Here is a 21,511-nt window from a genome sequence, read left to right on the forward strand (position 1 = left end):
GCCAACCGGTGAGCCCTAGCGTGCCGCCATGCGAATCCTAGGTGCTGTCCTGGTCACGATCGCGATGCTGTTCGCGGCCACGTTCGGAGTCATGGCGATCGGCAACGTCCTGTTCGGCGGCTCCCAGGCGGTGGCGCCGTTCATCACGGTGCTGGTGCTCCTGCTCGTCTACGCCTACCGGCGCTTCGTGAGCCACCGCCCGTGGTCCGGCCTCCGCGTCACCTTGACCTGGTGGGCCCTGCCCCAGGTGGTGCTCGGCATGGTGGTGGGCCTGGCCGCCCTGCTCGGGGCCAACGCCGTCTCCGTCTGGGTGGGCGTGGCGACGTGGCTGCCGCCCGCGGACGTCCCGCCTCTCATGCTCCCGCTCGCCATCGTCGTGATCGCGCTGAAAGCCTCATTCCCGGAGGAGCTGCTGTTCCGCGGGCATCTGTACGACACGCTGTCCGACCGGCTCAGCCCGCGCGCCGTCCTGGCGGTCACCACGCTGTCCTTCGGCTCGATCCACATCCTGTCGCAGAGCCCCGCCTCGGGGATCGCGGAGAAGCTGCTCTATGTCGTGATGGCCACCGCGCTCGGGCTGCTGTGCGGGGCGGCTCGGGAGCGGACGGGGGCGTTGTGGATGTCGGTGGGGGTGCACAACGCGGTGTACCTGAGCCAGTTGTTTCCCACGCGGGGCATCGACTACGGGGTGCAGCTCATCCTTCAGGCCGCCGCTCTCGTCCTGTCCGCCGGTGCGGTGCTCAGCTTCCCGGCGGTCCGTGAGAAGAGTCAAAGGGCATAGAGCTTGGTGACGGAGATCCTGGCATCGCCGAGGAACAGCCAATCCGGTGGGGTGATGAAGCCGGGAATCGCGGACATCTCACGAGGATTCGGGCTCACATCGGTGACCCGCAGCCGGATCTTGCCGCCGGAACCCTTTACGGCCAGCGACACCTCGACTCCCGCCGGTCCCGGGGCGTGGAAGACGAATCCCGCCGGATCGGCCGTTATCGAGCGGCCCTCGACGGACAGCGAACGCACCGTCGAGGTGTCCCCCTCCACCCGCAGGCCGACCGTGTTCGCTCCGCGCTCGGAGCGGATCCGGACGCGCAGGGTCCGCATGCCCTGCCGGGTCGTGTCCGCGAGCACCCGCAGCGAGGGCGCCGGCAGCGCGGCGGCCTTCGCCGGGCTGAGGCGCTTGGACCCGCCGCCCCAGAGCTCCGCCTGTGGCCGACCGGTCGCGTCGGCGCCCCCATAGCGGCGGGCCCACTGGTCGGGCGCCTTCGAGGTCAGCCAGACGGCCTTGCCGGTGTCGGCGTCGAGGCCGTAAGCCAGGCTGGTTCGCCGCGGGTGCTCCTTGTCGATCGGCTCGACCAGCAGGCCCGCCGCCACCAGCGCGATCGAGACGACCAGCGCGGTCAGCGGGATCAGCGGGGAACGCCTGGCCGGCCAGACCATCTCGATCAGCGGCAGCAGGAGGCCGCCGAACAGGATCACCAGGGGCATGGGGGCGTAGCCCGCGTACTGCAGGCCCATCGGCAGGGTGTTCCACGCGCTGGCCAGCAGGATCAGGGCGCCCGGCACGAGACCTGCGGCGAGGACGAGGACGCGCCACCGCGGCGGGCACCGGAGTGCGGCCAGCCCGCCCAGCGCCGCCCCCAACGCGGGCCAGGCGGCCAGGTGCGACGCTCCGGGCGACACGATGCCCAGTCCGAGAGCGATCAGGGCCGCCCAGGTCAGCATGCCCAGCGCCAGTTCGGCGGTGCCGACGCGACGGCGCAGCAGCGCGTACCACGCGAGCAGGATCGTGCCCGCGAGCATCAGTACGGCGAGCCAGAACAGCTCCGGCCGATACGGCGTCGTGGTGGCGGTTCCGCTGAGTCCGGGCCGGATCACCTTGAGCAGGTCCCAGAAGAAGACACCGACGCCCACGCCGAGTCCGATCGGGATCAGAGCGAGCGCGGTGGCGAGGAGCGTGCGCCGCAAGGTGACCATGCCCCGGCGGCGGGCCAGGAAGATCAGTGCCAGTGCCGCCAGCAGCGCGGCGGCGCCCAGCAGGCCGGCCGCCCAGGCCGGATAGCGGACCAGCAGGCCGGGCGGGAGGTTGAAGTAGACCAGGTCGTTCCCGGTGGTCAGCCGTGCCAGGTCGGTGCCGCCGAACGCGCGCACGAGCGCCAGCGTGTTGTCGCCCATCTGCTGCAGTGCCGCGAGGTCGACGTGCGCGGGGTCGTCGAGAACGCTGTGGTACAGGGTGCCCGCATTGGCGTAGGCGGAGTCGAGCACGGCCATCCCGCCGAGTGCGAAGGCGGTGAAGTCGGTGTCGTTGTTGAGCAGTTTCATCAGCTCGGCGTACACGGAGTCGGCCACGGGCATGGGCGCCGCCGATCCGAACAGGGAGATCAGGCCGGAGTTCGACTCCGTGCTCCGGAACATCAGCACCGGCCCCTTGGCCCCGCGCGCCTCGTTGTTGAGCACCACGCTCCGCCCCTTCGCGAGCGGGTGTTCTTTGACGAACGCCGCCGAGCCCAGGAGTCCGGTCTCCTCGGCGTCGGTGATGAGGAACACGACGTCGTTGCGCAACCGTGTGCCGTCCGCGACCAGCGCCCTGGCCGTCTCGATCGCGCTCGCCGTACCGGCCCCGTCGTCGTTGGCGCCCGGTCCCTCGGGAACCGAGTCGTAGTGAGCGGTGACGAAGACCCGGCCGGTGGGAGCGGTCCCGGGTATCACGGTGACGATGTTGAAGACGCGCCCGGCGGTGACGGGGTCGCCCTGCTCGTCCATCGGTGAGACGCCCACCGCCTCCTGCACCTCGGGCCGCAGGCCCAGCCGTCGCAACTCGCCGACCAGGTAGTCGCGGACCCGGGTGTGCTCGGCCGTGCCGACGGGGTGGGGTTCGACGGCGAAGCGCTCGACCTGGGCGAAGGCCCGCTGCGCGCTGAACTCCCGGTCGGGGGCGCCGGCCGGGCTCACCGCGGTGGGGGTGGTGTCCCTGATCGCGCCGATGGCGATCAGCAGGAGCGCGCACAGGGCCATGAGTCCGGCAGCGAGTGAGCGCCGTCCTGATGCGTGCTCTGGTGTCATCCTCGTTCACTCCCCGTGGCTTGTGTCCCAGATGTCCCCTTGTGGTGGCATCGGGAGCATCGCGACGGAGTATTGCAGAAGAAATGCTGCAGCGAAAGTTCTGCAATGCCGGGGCGAGGGGCTGTAGGCTCGCAGCGTGGCGAACAGACCGGCGATCAGGCAGCTCAGCGATCCAGGTGCACTCAAGGCGCTCGGCCATCCGCTGCGACAGCGGATCCTGCAGCATCTCGGCATGCACGGCCCGGCCACGTCCACCACGCTCAGCCGGGCGCTCGGCGAGAACACCGGGACGCTCAGCTATCACCTGCGCCAGCTTGAGCAGAACGGATTCATCGAAGACATCCCTGAGCGCTCGAACGGAAGGGAGCGCTGGTGGCGGCAGATCAGCCGCGACCTGAGGTGGCCCTCGGCGGATGAGCTGGACGAAGAGTCTCAGCAACTCCTCGACGAGATCACCGAGTTCAAGGTCGAGGAGGAGCTGGAACTCGCCCGGCGCTTCTTCAGAGACCATCGGCGGTACGGCGAGTGGGCGAAGGCGTCCCGCGGGCTCACCCACCTGACCCGGGAAGAAATCGACGAGTTCTTCGAGGCGTACATGGAGCTGCTGTCCAGGTTCAGCCGCGCGCCGGACAACGCCTCGCCCGGCGCGCGGCCGGTGTTCCTGAGATTCTTCACGATGCCCGCCTCCGAGGACCCGTCGTCCTGACCCTCCGGCCCCGGCCCCCGGCCGCTGCCGTCCGCGCGAGTCGGCCTGGTCGCAATTATCCGATGCCGGATTCGTCGAGCAGTAGCGCGGCGACCGCCTCCGGGGCCTCATGCATTGCATCGTGCCCGGTCGGGAGGTCGTGGACCTGCCAACCGGGATCGGTTTGAAGCCGGGTGCGGAGTTCAGCGAACGGCGTCCGGTCTTCCCATCCCGAGCAGTAGATGAACTCCCGACGGGGGACCTGGGCGAGCTTGCCGGTGAGCCGGATCGTTTGCAAGAACGAGGCGAGGGGGTGGGGACGGCGGCGGGGATCGCCGCCGTCCGGCGGTCGGACGGCGTAGCCGGTGGCTGCGGCGCCGGCAGCGAACACTTCCCGGAAATGCTCGTTCGTGGACGACCAGCACGACTCGCCATCGCGCGGTACGTAGGCGTCGAGATGCACCAGACGTGAGATCCGGCCGTCAGCGCGGTCGGCGGCGGCGGCGATCACCATCCCGGCGTAGCTGTGGCCGACCAGCGTCGCACTGGTGATGTGGTTGCGATCGAGGTGCCGCAATACGTCGTCGGCGTGCGTGTCGAGGTTGGCGGTCGCGACCGTCGCGTTGTCGTCGTCTGGCCGCAGACCGGTCAGGGTCAGGGCGTGAACGGTGTGACCGGCACGCTCCAGCAGCGGAACCACCGCCTCAAACGACCAGGAGCCCTTCCAAGCGCCGGGCACGAGGACGAACGTCGCCATGCGTTTCTCCTTCTCTCAAGCCGCGGCATTGAGGCACGCTGCCTCGATGCCAGTGGTTCGGCCGGACGCTCCGCGCCGCCTGGAGCCAGTGTCACCAGACCAAGGTGTGGCGGGCTACCGATAGGAGGCCAACTGATGCCTGTTCGCCGCCAACCTCGCCCGATCGCTGGTGTGACGCGTGCTTCCGTCCAGCCGTCTGACCTCTGGAGATCTACCGAATAACGTTCTAGATTCGGTCGCATGGGGATCGGGCTGACCGAGGAACACCGGGCGCTGGCCGCCTCCGTACGCGGGCAGGCCGGGCGGGACCCGAGCCATCGGGCGCTGGCCGAGCAGGGCGTGCTCGGGCTGCACCTGCCCGAGGAGTACGGCGGGCAGGGCTACGGGATGCTGGAGCTGGCCGTGGCGCTGGAGGTGCTCGGCGAGTCGCGCGTGCCCGGCACCTACCTGCCGACCGTGCTCGCCTCCGCGGTGCTCGCGCGGTCCTCGGGGACGTCGGACCTGCTCAGCGGTCTCGCCGACGGGTCGCTGACCGCGACGGTCGCCCTGCACGGTACGGCCGGCGGGGACGCCCTGCTCGCCCCACACGGTACGACCGGCGGCGACAGGCTGCTCGCGCTGGGATCGGCCGAGGCCGATGTCTTCCTGCTGCCCGTCGGGGACGGGGAGTGGTCGTTGTTCGAGCGGGAGGACGTCACCGCCGAGCCGTTCGCGGGCGTGGATCTCGACCGGGCCGTGTGCTCGATCGCGGGGTTCGCCGGGACGCGGCAGCGGCCGCTCGGTGTCGTACCGGTGCGCGAGGTGGCCGCCGTGCTGCTGGGCGCGGACTCGTGCGGGGTGGGGGCGTGGGCCGTGGCGACGGCCGCCGAGTACGCCAAGGTACGGGAGCAGTTCGGGCGGCCGATCGGGCAGTTCCAGGGGGTCAAGCATCGGGTGGCGGCGGCGCTGGTGGCGCTGGAGCAGGCACGCGCCGCCGTGTGGGACGCCGCCAGGGCCCTCGACGAGGCGGGTCCCGCTGGATCGTGGATGGTCGGTGATGAGGCGCGGCTGACGGCCGGGGTGGCGGCGGTGCTCGGGCCCGATGCGGCCGTACGGTGTGCCGCCGACGCGATCCAGGTTCTCGGCGGCATCGGTTACACCTACGAGCACGACGCCCACCGCTACTACCGCAGGGCCCTGTCCGACAGGATGCTGGCCGGCGATCCGGGCGTGTGGGCCGAGAAGGTGGCCGAACTGGCCGTGGCGGGGGTGCGGCGGCGCCTGGAACCCGATCTGCCCGAGGAGGCGGCGAACGTACGAGACGCGATCCGGGCTGAGGCGGCGTCCCTGCGGGCGATGGAGCGGGGAGCCCGGCTGGGGAGGTTCGCCCGGGAGGGGTGGATCATGCCTTTCCTCCAGAAGCCGTGGGGTCGGGCGGCGTCACCGCTGGAGCAGGTGATCATCCATCAGGAGTTCCGCGACCTCCACCGCCCGAACCTCGGCATCGCGGCCTGGGCCGTGCCGTCCATCCTCAAGTACGGCACCCCCGAGCAGGCGGAACGCTTCCTGCCCAGAACGTTCGCCGGCGAGATCGTGTGGTGCCAGCTCTTCAGCGAGCCGGGCGCGGGCTCCGACCTGGCGGGCCTGTCGACGAAGGCGACGCGGGTGGAGGGCGGCTGGTCCCTGACCGGCCAGAAAATCTGGACTTCTCTCGCCCAGTACGCACATTTCGGGATATGTCTGGCGCGGACATCTCCCGAAAAATCCAAGCATGAGGGCATCACCTATTTCCTGGTGGACATGGCCACGCCGGGGATCACCGTCAGGCCGCTCAAGGAGATCAACGGCGAGGAGATCTTCAACGAGGTGTTCCTGGATGACGTCTTCGTACCCGATGACCTGGTGGTCGGCGAGGTCGACGGCGGCTGGCGGGTGGCCCGCGACACGCTGTCGCACGAACGGGTCGCGCTCGGCGACTCCTGGGGCCCCGGCTCCCAGCACACCGACATGATCGAACTCGTCGGCGAACTGCCCGGCCTCCGGCAGTCCCAGCGGGAACAGGCGGGCCACCTCTGGGCCGAGGGCCAGGCCATCTCGGCGCTCGGCCTGCGCGTGACGCTCTCCCAGCTCTCGGGCGCCGACCCGGGAACGGCTCCCAGCGTGCGCAAACTCCTCGGCATGCGCCACGCGCAGGCCATCTCCGAGTTCTGCTGGTCGCTCGACCCGTCGAGCGCCCGCTGGTCACGGACGATCCTGACCACCAGGGCGTTCACCATCGGCGGCGGCACCGCCGAGGTCCAGCTGAACATCATCGCCGAACGCGCCCTCGGCCTCCCCCGCGATCCCTAGCGTTTCGGATAGCCCTTAGGTTTTCGGATAGTACGGCGCCGCCAGGTGGGCGAACACGATGGTGTTGTCGCGGTAGCTGTGCGCCTGCCGGTCGAAGGTCCCCCCGCAGGTCACCAGCCGGAGCCCCGGGTAGTTGATCTTCCCGTACACCTTCTTGGCGGGGAAGCTCTTCTTCGGCGTGTGCTCGACCCGGTCCACCACGAACACCGCCACCGACCGGTCGGCCCGCAGCACCTGCACCTGTTCGCCGCGTTTGACGTTCTTGAGGCTCGCGAACACGGCCGGGCCGCTCTTCGTGTCGAGGTGACCGGTGATCACGGCGGCGCCGCGCCCGCCGGGGACGGCGCCGTAGCGGTACCAGCCCGCCAGGTTCGGCGGGTCGAAGGGCGGGTTCTGGATCGCCCCGGCGGCGTCGAGCCCGAGCTCGATCAGCGGCGCCGACACGCCGATCGAGGGGATGTAGACGGCGGTGGGCCGCGCGGCCTTCATCGGCTTGGCGACCTTGTCGAGCGGCACGTCCAGCGACGGCAGCCTGGTGGCCTTGAGCGCCTGGGGCCCGGCGGCCGCCACGGGCGCGGACTCGGACTCGGGCTCGCCGTCGCCGAGCATGCCGTTGATCCCGAACCCGATCAGCAGCACCCCGGCCAGCGAGACCGCTCCCGCCCCGGCCCAGATCAGCTTCGCCCCGGCCGCCCGGCTCACCGGACCGTCACCCACGCCATCGCCCACACCGCCCGCTCCGCGCCCTCGTCACCGCCGACCGGCCTGCGCCATCCTCGCCGCGTCCTCCTCGCCCTTGCCGCGCCGTACGGCGAACCCGGTCAGGCCGGCCCCGGCGAGCAACGCGACGCCGCCCGCGGCGAACGGCCACACCGGCGGCTCGGGCACCAGTCCGCCCGCGCCCGTTTCGGGATGGCCCTGCGGCATCCGGTGCTCGTCCTCGTCGACCGGCTTCCACCCCCGGTCGGGCTCCTTGGAGTGCTCCGGCTCGCCAGGTGGTGGCGACCACGAGTCGTCCGGCTCGGGCGCACTCGACCAGCTGTCGAGCGGGTTGGGAATGGGCAGGTCAGGCACCCCGAGCGACGGCTGGACGTCGCACGGCAGGATGGGCAGCAGACAGGTGGCCGCGGTGTTCGGTTCGTCCCGTGTGGCGGCCGAAGCGGTTCCGATGCCCGCCACCATGCTCACGCCACCGGCCACGAAGGCCGCCAAGGCTCCGGCGGCTGCGAGACGTCGTGCTCTTGCCATTGCCATAACAAGGCTCCGAATCGGTTGTCACGTCCCGAGATAGAAAGAGAGCCTCGCGAATTATTAGACCATGAGTCAAGTAATGTGACCGAAGTGAAATCAGTCACTTACTCAGCGTTTTCTCCGGGCTAAAAACGCACGGAAATGACCCACAGGCAGTTACCGCAACTGGGCGGCCCTGGCCATCCGCCGCTGCCGATACAGCAGGGACCAGCCGATCAGGAGCGCGAACGTGGCCAGTTGCAGCACCGTGGACAGGCCCGTCATCACGTCGAGCGGCAGGCGATAGATGAGCGGGATCCGGATGACCGCCTCGGCGAGCAGCCCCACACCCCAGACGAGGGTCAGGGTGCGGAACAGCCGCCGGAACTCAGGCGCGGAGCCCCAGAGCCGATCCCATTCGGCCGGCTTCTGGGGATCGTCGGCGGTCAGGCGACGCATGAGGGCGTACATGAGCGGGCGGCCGACCAGGCAGGAGCCGAGCAGGAGAAGGCCGAGCAAGCCCGACAGGATCGACTCCTTGGCCAGGACGAACCGCGGGTCGCCGGTGAGGAACGCCAGCAGCAGCCCGATCGCGAACCCGCCGCAGACCAGGGCGGCCAGGCCGTTGAACCGGCGCCGTACGGCCGCCACGAGCAGGACCCGGACGAGGGCGGCGGCCGCCCCCAGCAGGAGGGCGACCTGCTCGTCCACGCCGAACCCGCGGCAGGCGTAGTACACCGCGATGGGCAGCGCCACATCCGGGAGGAGGGTCTTGAGCAGGGTGGATTTGTTCATGAGTGGCTCCCTGGAGGATGCAACTTGAGTCCCCTATTAAGGGACGGAGAGGACCTTACAAGAGCATGCCCTAGGATGCAATAAGGGACCAACCGGACCGTAATCAGAAGGAGTAGCCGTGACGGTGCCACCAGCGAAGGAGGCCGCAGGCGACAAGCGGTCCCGGCGTCGAGGAGCCGAGCTGGAGCGGGCGCTGCTGCAGGCGACCCTCGACGAGCTGGCCGACGGCGGCTACGCGCGGTTGACCATCGACCGGGTGGCGCAGCGCGCCGGCACCAACAAGACCGCGATCTACCGCCGCTGGCCCAACCGCGCCGCGCTGGCGCTCGCCGCGTACCACGAGTTCGTCAGGGAGCCGGCGGCCCTGCCGGACACGGGCGACCTGCGATCCGACGTCCTGCTGCTACTGCGCGGAGCGGTGGGCCGCATGGGATCACCGGCCGGCGGCGAGATCCTGCGTGGCGTGATGTCCGAGATCCACGCCCACCCTGAGCTCAGGCGGCACCTGCGCGAGGAGTTCGCCCAGGAGCCGAACCTCATGATGACCATCCTGGGCCGGGCGGTCGCGCGCGGCGAGGCCCGCCCCGAGGCGCTGAGGCCGCGCGTCGCGTCCGTGCCCGTGGTCATGCTGCGCCAGGAATACCTGATCTACCAGGCCGCGGAGATCTCGGACGAGACCCTCATTGAGATCGTCGACCAGGTGTTCCTGCCGATGGTGCGGCTCTCTTAGCTGTCCCTGGCCTTGCTGGGCTGCACGCGCTTGGGCTCGCCGGGCATCTTCGGATAGTTGGGGGGATAGGGCATGTCGCCGCGTTCGTCACCGTCGAACCATTCGAGCAGGGTGTCGAGCGAGTACGCCTGGTCGTCGATGGTGGCGTGGACGTCGCCCAGCTTGGCGAAGCGGGCCGGGACGGTGCGGATGTCGAAGTCGCGCGGGTCGGCGTCCGCCAGCTCGTCCCAGGTGAGCGGGGTGGAGACGGTGGCGTCCGGCCTCGCCCTGACCGAGTAGGCACTGGCCACGGTGCGGTCGCGGGCGTTCTGGTTGAAGTCGATGAAGACCCGTTCGCCGCGTTCCTCCTTCCACCAGGCGGTCGTGACCAGGCCGGGGTCCCGCGCCTCGACGGCTCTGGCCAGGGCGATGCCCGCGTGCCGTACCTGGACGAAGTCCCAGCGCGGCTCGATCCGCACGGCGATGTGCACGCCGCGGTTGCCCGAGGTCTTCACGAACCCGGTCATGCCCAGCTCGTCCAGCACCTCGCGGGTCAGGAACGCGGCCTTGCGCGCGGCGTCGAACTCCAGGCCGGGCTGCGGATCGAGGTCGATGCGGAGCTCGTCGGGGTGTTCGGTGTCGGCGGCGCGCACCTGCCAGGGGTGGAAGTCGATGGTGCCGAGGTTCGCGCAGTAGGCGATGGCGGCCACCTCGGTGACGCGCAGCGAGTCGGCCTTGCGCCCGCTGGGGAAGGTGACGGTCACGGTCTGGAGCCAGTCGGGATGCTTGGGCGGCATCCGCTTCTGGTAGATCGCCGGACTGTGCACCCCGTCGGGGTGGCGTTTCAGGTTGGTCGGCCGATCCTTCAGCGCACGCAGGGCGCCGTCGCCGACGCTCACGTAGTACTCGACCAGCTCGCGCTTGGTCGCCCCGATCTCCGGGAAGTACACCTTGTCGGGATTTGTGACCTTTACGGTCCGCTCCCCCACCTCAATCTCAACAAACGGCGACGCCATGCGCCCAACTTACCCGCTCATTCTTTTTCTATCTTGTACGGCAGGCCCAGTGGGCCCCACCCGCCGCACAGAGCGGAGGTCTGTCCAGGGACACGCTCCTCCGGTGGAGGTGGTCGGATGCCGTGACGTGCGCATGCTTTACTGCCGGACAGCAGGGCCGAGCGCATGCCGAGGCCGAGCCATTGACGCGCTCCTCGTCCTGAAGAGATGAGGATTCCCGTGCTGCTTACGCAGCAGTCCATGCCGCATGAGCAGCACGAGCTGTGGAACGGGATGCTTGACGCTTCACTGACCCGCCTACCGGCAAGTCTCCACGTCCTGTCACCGCCCGTCCGGCGGCCTCGTTATACCGATGAATCCAGGAAGTGATCTCACGGCCAGCTTGGTTATCGCTTGCCAGTTCGACCACGGAAACATTACCGTACGTGATTGAGACATCGCAAGCAGTTCCGGTAACTGCACGCTCGCGCCCAGATGGCACTCACGCGCGGGCCTACACCATCCCGCCTGAAGGCGGGAGCACTGGCCCGCATCTCGGTAGATCGGGAAGGCCTGGGCGCTCCACCGCACCCACTCCGGCAGCACCGTGAGCGGGTAGAAGATGCCGGAGATCGCGATCAGGCCGAGGATCGGGAGCAATCCCAGGCCGCTCTTCAGGCCACTGATCGCGAGGCCGGAAACGAGGAACATGCCGGAATGCAGGACGTCGGTCATGCCGAAGCGCTAGCGCAGGCTGTCGACATCGAGCACGACTTCGCTCGTCGCCGTTGTCTTGCCTCTCATGTGGTTGCCATGGTGAAGGGCACACGACTGGACCCGGCAAAGCACATGAAGCCGATCGGCGGGCTCTTGGGAGACGGGGGCCGAGCGCCATGTGCGCAGTCGCTCGTCTCAGCCATGCCACGCGGATGGTCGTGCCGTCACGTCACGTCGCCCAGCCACCTCCACCGGAGGAGCGTGCCCCTGGACAGGCCCCAGCCCCGTATGGCGGGTGGGGCCCACCGGGCTTGCCGTAAAGAAAAACAAAGATTGTGAATTTAGCTGTGAGGCGGCCCGGCCCGGAGCCGCCGCGGTGGCGGGACCGGGGGCTCGACGGGACGGACCTAAAGATCACTCAGCACCGTTCCGGGCGCTGGCGCGCCACCCGGCCGATTGTCGGATCGTCGGCGGCGCCAGCACGGGCGTGGGCTGTGCCACCCAGGCGATCCGGCGAGTGATCTCACCTCTGGGCAGGAGGTGACGACACCCCCTTGTCGTCAAAGACGCGAATTAGTCCCAGAAGGGATGCTTCACCCGACGGAGATCTCTTTTTGCCGTATCTCGTACGCTGGAAGCATGGAAAAGGTGGTCAAGAGCGATGCCGAGTGGCGGATCCAGCTCTCTCCCGATGAGTTCCACGTGCTCAGGGAGGCGGGCACGGAGCGCCCGTTCACCGGCGAGTACGTCGACACGAAGACCGAGGGCGTCTACTCCTGCCGGGCGTGCGGGGCTGAGCTGTTCAGGTCGGACACGAAGTTCGAGTCGCACTGCGGGTGGCCGAGCTTCTTCCAGCCGTCGGATTCGGACGCGGTCCGGCTGATCGAGGACTCCAGCCACGGCATGGTGCGGACCGAGGTGCGGTGCGCGCGCTGCGACTCCCACCTGGGCCATGTCTTCCACGGCGAGGGGTACGCGACGCCGACGGACGACCGTTACTGCATCAACTCCGTGTCCTTGCGGCTCGAACCCAGCGCGTGAACAACCGGCGACACCGCGTATCGGCTGTGCGGGGCGGGTAAGAACACGGCCGTGAACCTTGTTCATCTTCGCCACCGCTGGCTCACGATCGAGGCCATCGGCCGCGTCGTCACCCAGCGGTGCGAAGTGTGCTTCAAGACCCGCACCCGAGTGCGCTGACCGGGCGCTCCCGACGAGCGCCCGGTCGAAGCTGCCTGCCTGGTTCTGGCTCAGGAGAACGTCTTGGTCACGTCCACAGCGCGGCGACCCGGTCGACGAGCGCGGTGCCCTGGGCGTATCCCGCCTCGGCGCTGACCCCACGCACCTCGGGGTCGAGCGGGTCGGCGCCGACCGCCGCCACTGACGCCTCGTCGGGCTCGATCACCTCGATCCGGCCGCCCACCGCCTCGAAGCCGGGAAGAAGTTCGGGCATCGGTGCCAGGATGAGAATCCGGTCGTAGCCGGAGGCGAGGTCGGCGTTGGCCATCGAGCGTATGCCGCCGTCGATGTAACGCACGCCGTCGATCGTCACCGGTGGCCAGACGCCCGGGACCGCGCAACTCGCCGCGACCGCGTCGACCAGCGCCACGCCCGAGCCGGGCCGGAACAGGGCGGGCTCGCCCGTGACCGCCTCCACGGCCACGATGACGAGGTCGCGGTCGGGCCAGTTGTGCGCGGGCAGGCGCGCCTCGATCACCTTGCGGCGTTCGGCTTCGCTGACGGTGTCCGTGGCCAGAGCCATCGCACCGACCCTGCGCCGCTGCTCGGCCGGGTCGCCCGTGCTCTCGTAGATCTGCTGGAGGGTCGCCCACAGCTGGTCCATGGGTACGCCGCTCTGGAGCTCGGGGGCCTGGAGGGCGGGGTTGGTCTGGCGTTCGAGGAGTTCGGGGAGCGACAGGCCGCTGGTGACCTGCGCGGCGACGGTGGATCCCGCCGAGGTGCCGATAATCTTGTCGGCGGAGCCGGCCACGTCCACTCCGCCGGCGGCCAGGGCGGCCAGCACGCCGGTGGTCCACGCGATCCCGGCGACCCCGCCGCCGCCCATCACCAGTGCCCGCTTGATCTCGCTCACCAAAGGCCCCCTCGCCCGCTACCAAGAATGTCGATCACACCAACCTGAACCAGCCGGGAGCCGGTCGTCTTCCCTGGTGCGGACGGTGGTCCCGTATTCACTACGTCCCCATCTTCCGCCCTCCTCGCCGCACTTCGGCTGAGGTCCTTCTGGGGAGTGGGAACGCTGGGGTCCTTCCGGTGAACGGGACCGCTCAGGTCCTACCGGCCCGCCGCACTTCGGCTGAGGACCTACTGGGGAGTGGAGCGCTGGGGTCCTTCCGGAGAGCGGGACCGCTCAGGACATTCCGGAGAGCGGGAGTGGGAGCGGCGATCGGGCGCGGTGCGGGGGACGAAGCGGTACGTGCGGAAAGAATGCGGCTAGTCGGGTTCGGGGTGGGTGACGCGGCAGGTCTTGTCGGTGGAGCCGAGGATGTTGGCCAGGACCGGGTTGCCGTTCTCACCGAACTTGGCCTGGACGAAGACGATCGGGTTCGGCTCACCGCTCTCCCTGAGGTACTGCAGGCCGCGTTCGCACAGGGTGATGGCTTGGCTGGAGTTGCCGGCCGACTCCGGGAGGTCGGTGTATATGCGGAGATATCCGCCCACGCTGCGGATGTCCTTGAGGCGTTTGGCCGCCTTGTCGTCCGGGGGCCAGTGCGTACGGAAGTACTCGGCCGCCTCCTGGTCGGTGTGCGTCGAGGGCCCGTCGGCCTTGTAGTCGGACGGGTCGTCTCCCGTCGATGGGTCTACGGCCCCGGCGTCCAGGGGCGCTTCAGCCTGGGGTTCGGCTCCGGTGACCGACCCCGGCGTGGCGCCGGTCGGGGCGCCGGTCGGAGTGCCGTTCTTCGAGCCGCCCGATGGCGGGGCTCCTCCGGAGCGAGGGGTGCTCGCCGGCGACGGGACGACGCTCATCGGGATGCGGGTCGTGCCGCCCCGCGCGAGGTCCGGCTCCCCTGAACCGCCGTTCCCGGCCGAGCCGTTGTCGGTGCTGGAATCCGTACCTCCGGACGGGCGCGCGTCCTCGAAGACATTCCGGCTCGCGTCCGATCGGGGCGCCGGCGTACCGTCCGTGCCGAGCAGCCACAGGGCCGTGCCCGCCAGCACCACCACCCCCGCGGACAGCCCCACGGCCCACGGACGCCGGGCCTGGGGACGGCGCCGCCGCCCAGCCCGCCGGGACCTCGGCGACGGCCCGTACGGGGAGACGGCCGCCGCACGCTGCTCAGGAGGTTCGGAGAGACGGCCGGCCACACGCCGCTCGGGGGGTTCGGAGAGACGGCCCGCCGCACGCCGCTCCGGAGGGTCGAAGAGTGTGCGGCGGCCCGGCGGCGGCGTGCTGGACCGTTCCGCCGCGTGTCGCCCAGAGCCGTGCCCGTCCGACCGCCGCACTCCGCCCGCCCCCTTGGAACGTGACACCCTCGCTCAGCACCGCACAGGCAAGGGAATTCCCATGATTGTGACAAGAGGCGGTAGATCAATTCAGTTGGATCCCCAACTTGGGGCGGCAGTGACGATTGTGGCTACGGAAGCGCCGCGACGAGCTCCTGGACGGGCTTGCGCACGCCGGTGTAGAAGGGCACCTCGATACGCGTGTGCTCGCGCGCCTTGGCCCCCCGCAGATGACGCATCAGGTCGACGATCCGGTGCAGCTCGTCGGCCTCGAACGCCAGCATCCACTCGTAGTCGTTCAGCGCGAAGCACGACACCGTGTTGGCCCGGACGTCCGGATAGTCACGCGCCATGTGACCGTGCTCGGCCAGCATCGCCCGCCGCTCGGCGTCGTCGAGCAGGTACCACTCCAGCGAACGGACGAACGGGTAGACGCTCACGTAGCCACGCGGCTCCTCCTCGGCAAGGAAGGCCGGAATGTGTGACTTGTTGAACTCGGCCGGCCGGTGCAGCGCCATCGCCGACCAGACCGGCGCGCTGTGGCGGCCGAGCGCGGTGCGGCGGAAGCGGGAGTAGACGTCCTGCAGGTCCTCGGCCGTCGGCGCGTGCCACCAGAACATGTAGTCGGCGTCGGCCCGGAACCCCGCCACGTCGTAGAGACCACGGGTGACGACGTCCTTCAGCGCCGCCTCCTCCAGCAGGTCGACGACCTCGCCGGTCATGCTCTCGCGGTTGTCGGGACACGGATCGGTCGCCTTGAAAACGGACCACATCGTGTAGCGGATCACCTGGTTCAGATCGCGGGCCTTCGGCCGCGGTGCGCCCTCAGTCATGCGTCCATTGTCCTTCCGGCGAGAGGTGGTCCAGAATCCGGGCCGCGGCCGTACGCGCGGTGGAGACGCACGCGGGGATGCCGAGCCCGTCGTAGGCCGCCCCGCAGACCGCCAGCCCGGGTTGCACGGCGACCGCCGCGCGGATGCGGGCCACCCGGTCGAGGTGGCCGACGTTGTACTGCGGCAGCCCCCCTCCCCAGCGCGACACCCGGGTGTCGACCGGCAGCCCGCGTACGCCCATGACGCCGCCCATCTCGGCCGTGGCCAGGGAGACGAGCTCGGGGTCGTCGCGCTGGAGCACCTGTTCCTCGCCGATCCGGCCGATGGAGCAGCGCACCAGCACCAGGTCGCCCGCCAGGTGCGGCCACTTGACCGAGCTGAACGTGACCGCCTTGACCGGCCGCCCCTCGACCGGCGGTACGAGATAGCCGCTGCTCGTCGGCGGCGAGGGGAAGGCGTCGACGGGATAGGCCAGGGTGACGATGGCCATGCTGGCGTAGTCGATCCGCTCCAGCTCGCTCGCCGCCTTGGGCACCTCGGCCCGCAGCAGCCTGGCGGCGGGGGCGCCCGGCGTGGCGACGATCACCGCGTCCGCCTCGATGATCTCGGGTCTCGGCACGGGGCCGGTCACGAGCCGCCAGCCGTGTTCGGTGCGGTGCAGTTCGCGTACGGTGACGCCGGTCCTGACGTCGGCGCCCGACGCCTTGGCGACCGCTTCCGGCAGGCTGCCGAGCCCGGTCCTGAGCGAGGTGAAGACCGGTCCCGCGTCCCGGGGCGTCTCCTCCACGATCTGCCTGGTCGCCGTGAGCAGCGAACGCTCGGAGCGCGCGGCGGCGGCGATCCCCGGCATCGTGGCCTCCAGCGACAGCCGGTCGGCCCGGCCCGCGTAGACACCGCCGAGCAGCGGCTCGACCAGCCGGTCGAGCACCTCGCCGCCCATCCTGGCCCGGATGTAGGAGGCTACGGAGACGTCGGTGCGTACCAGGGTGGGGGGCAGGATCTGGTCGAGCGGCACGCGCGCCAGCCCGCCGGGCGACACGATGCCGGACTTCGCCAGCTCCATCAGGTCGGCGGGCACTCCCATGACCTGCCCCTTGGGCATCGGCCGCAGCGCGCCCCGGGTGTAGATGGCGGCGCGGGTGACGCCTGGGTCCACCAGGTCGTCGCCGAGCCCGACGGCCTTGGCCAGCTCCTTGCCCTCGGGCCGCCTGGCCAGCATGGCCTCCGCGCCGGCATCGACGTCGACGCCCGCGACCTCGGAGACGAGCAGCTTGCCGCCGATGCGCGGGCTGCCTTCCAGCACGGTCACCTTCACGCGCTCGCCCGCGCCCTGCTTGAGGTGCCACGCGGCGGCCAGCCCAGAGATCCCGCCCCCGATGACAACCACGTGCGCCTGTTTCCCTACCACGCCTCCTGACGCTACCGCTTTATGGGCGCGACCTGCGTTTCGGGGGCGAGGACGCGCGTGACCGGACCGTGACGCTCGCCGTCAAACCCGCCCGAGGCGCCACCCGTCTTATGTTCATGGAGAGAATCCGGTACGGCGTAGCGTTATCGGCCGCCTGTGCGGTCCTGGTCCTGTCCGGCTGTGGTGGTGGCGAGGCGACCCTCCAATCCGGCAAGGCCATAGCCCCGGCGTCGGCACCCGACGCGGCGTCCGGCGAGAGCAGGGAGGCGTACGCCGCCCAGGACAGCGCGTCCACCCCGCAGAAGCAGCCGGCCGCCAAATCCGCCGAGAACATCGCCTCGAACGTCAAGGTCACCCAGCAGGACCGCCAGGTCATCTACACCGCGAGCATGACCGTACGGGCCAAGGAGGTCACGGGGGCGGCGCTCCAGGCCAAGCAGATCGTCACCACCGCCGGCGGCTACCTGTCGAAGGAGGAGTCGAACTCGGCCGAGGGCAGCGAGGCCAGCGCCCTGCTGGAGTTCAAGATCCCGCCCGCCCGCTACGGCGAGGTGCTCACCACGCTGGGCAAGAACCTCGGCAAGCAGCTGTCGGTCCAGCAGGGCACCCAGGACGTCACACTGCAGGTGGCCGACGTCAACAGCCGGCTGAAGTCGGCCCAGCAGGCCCTCGAATCGCTGCGTACGCTGCTGAAGAAGGCCGACACGATCGGCCAGGTGTTGCAGGTCGAGCGGGAGATCTCCGACCGCGAGGCCGACCTGGAGTCACTGCAGTCCCAGCAGAAGGAGCTCGCCACCCAGGTCGGCATGGCCACGCTCACGCTCCGGCTGGTCGGCCCCGTCGCGGTCGTGGAGGAGCCGTCGGAGGAGCCGGCCGGCTTCCTCGGCGGCCTGAAGTCGGGCTGGGCGGCGCTGGTCGGGTTCGTGAAGGTCGCGTTGACGGTCGTCGGCGTGGTACTGCCGTGGCTGATCGTGGTCGTGCCCCTGACCGCCCTGATGGTCTTCCTCGTACGGCGCCGCCGCCCTTCGCGCCCGGCCCCGGCGGAGACTCAGACTCAGGCTTCGTGAACCAAATCGGTCAGCCGCTTGAGCTGGTCGGGGTCGGTCGAGGGCAGCACGCCGTGGCCGAGGTTGAAGACGTGGCCCTCGGCCGCCTCGCCACGGCGCAGCACCTCGCGGGCCTTGCGCTCGACGACCTCCCACGGGGCCAGGAGCAGCGCGGGGTCGAGGTTGCCCTGCAGCGCCTTGCCGGGCCCCACCCGGCGGGCGGCCTCGTCGAGCGGCACCCGCCAGTCGACGCCCACCACGTCGGCCCCGGCCTCGCCGAACAGGCTCAGCAGCTCGCCGGTGCCCACGCCGAAGTGGATGCGCGGCACGTCGAGGTCGGCCAGCCCGTCGAAGATGCGGCGCGTGTGGGGCAGCACGAACTCGCGGTAGTCGTCGGGGGCCACCGCGCCCACCCACGAGTCGAACAGCTGGACGGCCGACGCCCCGGCCCGGACCTGGATGCGCAGGTGCTCCAGGACGATGGTGCTGAGTCGGTCCATCAGCGCGTGCCACAGCTTGGGGTCGCCGTACATCATGGCCTTGGTGCGGTCGTGGTTCCTGGACGGGCCGCCCTCGATGAGGTACGCGCCGAGCGTGAACGGCGCGCCCGTGAAGCCGATCAGCGGCGTGGCGCCCAGCTCGCCGGTCAGCGCCTCGATCGCCTCGGTCACGTAGGGCATGTCGCCGGGCTCCAGCGGGCGCAGCGCCTCGATCCCGGCGGCGTCGCGGATCGGATCGGCTATGACCGGGCCGACTCCCGGCTTGATGTCGAGGTCGACGCCGATGGCCTTGAGCGGCACGACGATGTCGCTGAAGAAGATGGCCGCGTCGACGCCGTAGCGGCGGACGGGTTGCAGGGTGATCTCGACGATGAGGTCGGGCGTCGCGCACGCGGTGAGCATCGGCACGCCCTCGCGGACCTTCAGGTATTCGGGCAGCGAGCGCCCCGCCATCCGCATGTACCAGACCGGGGTGTGCGGAACGGGCTGGCGGCGGCAGGCGCGCAGGAACGCTGAGTCGGCGAGATTCACCCTCCAAGGGTGCCATGACCTCGCGCCGGTCCGGCCACCGGTGCGAGGTGTCGGAAAAGCATGCATTGAATGGGCCAAATCATGATCAGATAGCTAGATGGATGTTTACCGGTCGGCTCGGCATCGGCGGCACACACGGGTCGTCCGTACCCCATGGGTGACCAGAAAGCCGGTCTCGTCTGGACCAAAAGTTGGCCAAGCCACCGCGCGGCATCGATTCAGCATCCACTTTCGGGACACGCCGAGCGCGTTGCGGCGAATTGTCAGCGTGCCGTGCCAACGTCGGAGCGACGACCCGAAGAAAGGCTCCGGTGCGATGACCGCGTTGTGGGGTTCCCCAGGACACCGCAGTGAGCACTGCGCTCCCTGCGCCGGCGAGCGGCTGTTCGAGCAGCCTCCGTGTCCCGATGGGCACGAGCCGGGCGACTGTCCGGAGTGGGCCTGCCTCGACTGCGGCCACGCGATCATCCTCGGCGGCATCACTCTGCCGGTCCGTCAGCTAGCTATGGCATCGGTTTGATCGCGAACTATGAGCACCCCCGTGGTCCCCTTCCGCCCGTCTTCGACCTACGCTTCGGCTATGACCCTCGGTGAGCAGCCGCCGGCCCCCGCCTCTTTCAGGCGCGCGGTCGAAAGCCTGCGTCAGGCCGAGGTCCGGCCGGAGATCGAGCTCGAAGACCTGCCCGCGCCCCAGCGGCTGGCCCCCTTCGCGGCCGCGATCGGCGCCTCGGTCTACCGCGAGGACGACGAACTCGCGGTCGGCAGGCTGATCCTGCTCTTCGACCCCGACGGCCAGCGCGGCTGGGAGGGTCCGTTCCGGCTGGTCGCCTACGTCAGGGCCGACATGGAGCCGGAGATCACCTCCGACCCCCTGCTCGGCCCCGTCGCCTGGAGCTGGCTCACCGAGGCGCTGGAGGCCCATCAGGCCGACTACTCCGCCGCTGGCGGTACCGTGACTAGAGCCGTGTCCGAGGGGTTCGGCAACAAGGCCGAAGATCCGGTCACCACCGAGCTAGAGCTGAGGGCGTCCTGGTCGCCCGCGCATGAGGATCTCTCCGGCCATGTGGCTGCCTGGTGCGATCTCATGTGCCTGGCGGCCGGGATCCCACCGCTCCCTCCCGACGTGGCCGCCATGCCGCGCCGACGTGAAGATCCGGAGAGTGACCGTACGAAGTGAGGGCACCAGTCAATACCGCACAAGGGTCATGAGGTCGGTGAACTCATGACAGAAGAACGAACCGTCGTCCCACTGCTGGAGCCGCGTGACGGCATCCCGCCGGTCGTCGAGGATGCGGCGTCGTTGGCGCGCGTCGTCGAGGCCTTCGGGGCCGGCACCGGTCCCGTGGCGGTCGACGCCGAGCGGGCCTCCGGCTACCGCTACGGCAACCGCGCCTACCTGGTGCAGCTGCGCCGGGCGGGCGCGGGCAGCGCGCTGATCGACCCGATCGCCTGCCCCGACCTGTCGGGGCTGGACGAGGCGGTGTCGGGCGCGGAGATCGTGCTGCACGCCGCCTCGCAGGATCTGGCGTGCCTGCTGGAGGTCGGGTTCCGGCCGCGTGACATGTTCGACACCGAGCTGGCGGGCCGGTTGCTCGGCTACGAGCGGGTGGGGCTCGGCACGATGGTCGAGACCGTGCTCGGGCTGCGGCTGGAGAAGGGCCACTCGGCGGCCGACTGGTCCACCAGGCCGCTGCCCGAAGACTGGTTGCGCTACGCCGCGCTCGACGTCGAGGTGCTGGTCGAGCTCCGCGACGTGCTCCACGACGAGCTCGTGGAGAGCGGCAAGCTGGAGTGGGCGCGCGAGGAGTTCGCCGCCGTGCTCAACACCCCGCCGCCGGTCCCCCGCTCCGATCCGTGGCGGCGTACGTCGGGCATCCACAAGGTACGCAACATGCGGGCGCTGGCGATCGTGCGTGAGCTGTGGACCATGCGTGACCGCATCGCCCGCGAGAGCGACCTGGCACCCGGCCGGGTGCTGCCCGACTCGGCGATCGTCACGGCCGCGCTGGAAGTGCCGCGCACCAAGAAGGCGCTCACCGAGATCTCGGCGTTCACCGGACGCAGCGCGCGCAGGCACATGAGCGACTGGCTGGCCGCGGTGAGCAGGGCGCGCGGGCTGCCCGAATCCCAGTTGCCGCAGCCGAGCACGCCCGGCGACGGGCCGCCCCCGGCCAACCGCTGGGCCGACCGTGATCCGGCGGCGGCCAAACGACTCGCCGCCGCCCGCGCCGTCGTGGCCGCGCTCGCCGACGAGCACCGCATGCCCACGGAGAACCTGCTGCAGCCCGACGCGGTGCGCAGGCTCACCTGGGAGCCGCCGGAAGAGGTCACCGACGACACCGTGACCGCCCGGCTGCGCGGGCTCGGCGCCCGCGAATGGCAGCTCTCCCTCACCGCCCATCCGCTCGCCAAGGCCCTGTCCCGTCTGGAGACCAAGGGCGAGCTCTAGGTACGG

General features: G+C 70.1%; 20 protein-coding genes. 8 read left to right on the forward strand and 12 right to left on the reverse strand.

The genetic code is table 11. The annotated features are described in order from the left end of the window. Positions 1–28: 28 nt before the first annotated feature. Positions 29–781: a CPBP family intramembrane glutamic endopeptidase gene (locus tag KME78_RS21710; protein ID WP_219530956.1), complete on the forward strand. Its 753-nt coding sequence runs from the start codon at positions 29–31 to the stop codon at positions 779–781. Here KME78_RS21710 and KME78_RS21715 read toward each other — a convergent pair. After that, complete coding sequence (locus tag KME78_RS21715; protein WP_219530957.1) at positions 769–3,060, reverse strand: M20/M25/M40 family metallo-hydrolase; 2,292 nt, start codon at positions 3,058–3,060, stop codon at positions 769–771. The genes KME78_RS21710 and KME78_RS21715 overlap by 13 nt on opposite strands. Positions 3,061–3,196: 136 nt before the next feature. Between KME78_RS21715 and KME78_RS21720 the strand changes: the two genes are divergently transcribed. Further along, positions 3,197–3,766: an ArsR/SmtB family transcription factor gene (locus KME78_RS21720; RefSeq protein WP_219530958.1), complete on the forward strand. Its 570-nt coding sequence runs from the start codon at positions 3,197–3,199 to the stop codon at positions 3,764–3,766. 55 nt (positions 3,767–3,821) lie between these two features. Here KME78_RS21720 and KME78_RS21725 read toward each other — a convergent pair whose 3' ends face one another. Beyond that, positions 3,822–4,502, reverse strand: coding sequence for an alpha/beta fold hydrolase (locus KME78_RS21725; RefSeq protein WP_219530959.1), 681 nt, complete (start codon positions 4,500–4,502; stop codon positions 3,822–3,824). A 240-nt stretch (positions 4,503–4,742) separates the two neighbouring features. On the opposite strand from KME78_RS21725, the gene KME78_RS21730 reads away from it, so the two are divergent. Beyond that, the gene (locus tag KME78_RS21730) at positions 4,743–6,830 is read left to right on the forward strand and encodes an acyl-CoA dehydrogenase family protein (RefSeq protein WP_219530960.1); all 2,088 of its coding nucleotides are present in this window, start codon (positions 4,743–4,745) and stop codon (positions 6,828–6,830) included. A gap of 15 nt (positions 6,831–6,845) precedes the next feature. On the opposite strand, the gene KME78_RS21735 is transcribed toward KME78_RS21730, so the two are convergent. The 3 genes from KME78_RS21735 to KME78_RS21745 form a co-directional block, all read right to left on the reverse strand. Then, positions 6,846–7,559 (reverse strand): class F sortase, encoded by a 714-nt coding sequence (locus tag KME78_RS21735; protein ID WP_219530961.1) that lies wholly within the window; start codon positions 7,557–7,559, stop codon positions 6,846–6,848. Positions 7,560–7,580: 21 nt separating this feature from the next. Next, positions 7,581–8,078 carry a hypothetical protein gene (locus tag KME78_RS21740; RefSeq protein WP_219530962.1) on the reverse strand — a complete coding sequence of 166 codons (498 nt, stop codon included), beginning with the start codon at positions 8,076–8,078 and terminating at the stop codon, positions 7,581–7,583. A gap of 159 nt (positions 8,079–8,237) precedes the next feature. Beyond that, on the reverse strand, positions 8,238–8,855 hold the full coding sequence (locus KME78_RS21745; protein WP_219530963.1) for a VC0807 family protein: 618 nt from the start codon (positions 8,853–8,855) through the stop codon (positions 8,238–8,240). Positions 8,856–8,973: 118 nt separating this feature from the next. On the opposite strand from KME78_RS21745, the gene KME78_RS21750 reads away from it, so the two are divergent. Beyond that, entirely contained in the window at positions 8,974–9,585 is a 612-nt protein-coding gene (locus KME78_RS21750; protein WP_308127062.1) for a TetR/AcrR family transcriptional regulator, read from the forward strand. Here KME78_RS21750 and ligD read toward each other — a convergent pair. Together ligD and KME78_RS21760 are read right to left on the reverse strand one after the other, a co-directional pair. Then, complete coding sequence (gene ligD / locus KME78_RS21755; protein ID WP_219530964.1) at positions 9,582–10,580, reverse strand: non-homologous end-joining DNA ligase; 999 nt, start codon at positions 10,578–10,580, stop codon at positions 9,582–9,584. The two genes, KME78_RS21750 and ligD, sit on opposite strands and share 4 nt — an antisense overlap. 321 nt (positions 10,581–10,901) lie before the next feature. Further along, positions 10,902–11,294, reverse strand: a complete 393-nt coding sequence (locus KME78_RS21760; RefSeq protein WP_219530965.1) for a hypothetical protein — start codon at positions 11,292–11,294, stop codon at positions 10,902–10,904. Between the two features lie 621 nt (positions 11,295–11,915). Here KME78_RS21760 and msrB point away from each other — a divergent pair. Further along, positions 11,916–12,317: a peptide-methionine (R)-S-oxide reductase MsrB gene (gene msrB, locus KME78_RS21765; RefSeq protein WP_219530966.1), complete on the forward strand. Its 402-nt coding sequence runs from the start codon at positions 11,916–11,918 to the stop codon at positions 12,315–12,317. A 226-nt stretch (positions 12,318–12,543) separates the two neighbouring features. On the opposite strand, the gene KME78_RS21770 is transcribed toward msrB, so the two are convergent. The 4 genes from KME78_RS21770 to hemG form a co-directional block, all read right to left on the reverse strand. Continuing rightward, positions 12,544–13,368, reverse strand: coding sequence for a patatin-like phospholipase family protein (locus tag KME78_RS21770; protein ID WP_308127063.1), 825 nt, complete (start codon positions 13,366–13,368; stop codon positions 12,544–12,546). A gap of 359 nt (positions 13,369–13,727) precedes the next feature. After that, entirely contained in the window at positions 13,728–14,765 is a 1,038-nt protein-coding gene (locus KME78_RS21775; protein WP_219530967.1) for a hypothetical protein, read from the reverse strand. A gap of 104 nt (positions 14,766–14,869) precedes the next feature. Beyond that, a complete protein-coding gene (hemQ, locus tag KME78_RS21780) occupies positions 14,870–15,571 on the reverse strand; it encodes a hydrogen peroxide-dependent heme synthase (RefSeq protein ID WP_219530968.1) in 702 nt (233 codons plus the stop codon). Then, a complete protein-coding gene (hemG, locus tag KME78_RS21785; protein ID WP_308127064.1) occupies positions 15,564–16,958 on the reverse strand; it encodes a protoporphyrinogen oxidase in 1,395 nt (464 codons plus the stop codon). The genes hemQ and hemG overlap by 8 nt, the downstream gene beginning before the upstream one ends. A 137-nt stretch (positions 16,959–17,095) precedes the next feature. Between hemG and KME78_RS21790 the strand changes: the two genes are divergently transcribed. After that, the gene (locus KME78_RS21790; protein WP_219530970.1) at positions 17,096–18,046 is read left to right on the forward strand and encodes a DUF4349 domain-containing protein; all 951 of its coding nucleotides are present in this window, start codon (positions 17,096–17,098) and stop codon (positions 18,044–18,046) included. Here KME78_RS21790 and hemE read toward each other — a convergent pair. Next, positions 18,034–18,984 (reverse strand): uroporphyrinogen decarboxylase, encoded by a 951-nt coding sequence (gene hemE, locus KME78_RS21795; RefSeq protein ID WP_246651609.1) that lies wholly within the window; start codon positions 18,982–18,984, stop codon positions 18,034–18,036. The two genes, KME78_RS21790 and hemE, sit on opposite strands and share 13 nt — an antisense overlap. 652 nt (positions 18,985–19,636) lie before the next feature. On the opposite strand from hemE, the gene KME78_RS21800 reads away from it, so the two are divergent. Together KME78_RS21800 and KME78_RS21805 are read left to right on the forward strand one after the other, a co-directional pair. Continuing rightward, complete coding sequence (locus tag KME78_RS21800) at positions 19,637–20,233, forward strand: DUF3000 domain-containing protein (RefSeq protein WP_219530972.1); 597 nt, start codon at positions 19,637–19,639, stop codon at positions 20,231–20,233. Between the two features lie 45 nt (positions 20,234–20,278). Then, positions 20,279–21,505, forward strand: a complete 1,227-nt coding sequence (locus tag KME78_RS21805) for a ribonuclease D (protein ID WP_219530973.1) — start codon at positions 20,279–20,281, stop codon at positions 21,503–21,505. The last annotated feature ends 6 nt before the right edge of the window (positions 21,506–21,511 follow it).

Source organism: Nonomuraea guangzhouensis, assembly GCF_019396345.1.
Taxonomy (GTDB): domain Bacteria; phylum Actinomycetota; class Actinomycetes; order Streptosporangiales; family Streptosporangiaceae; genus Nonomuraea; species Nonomuraea guangzhouensis.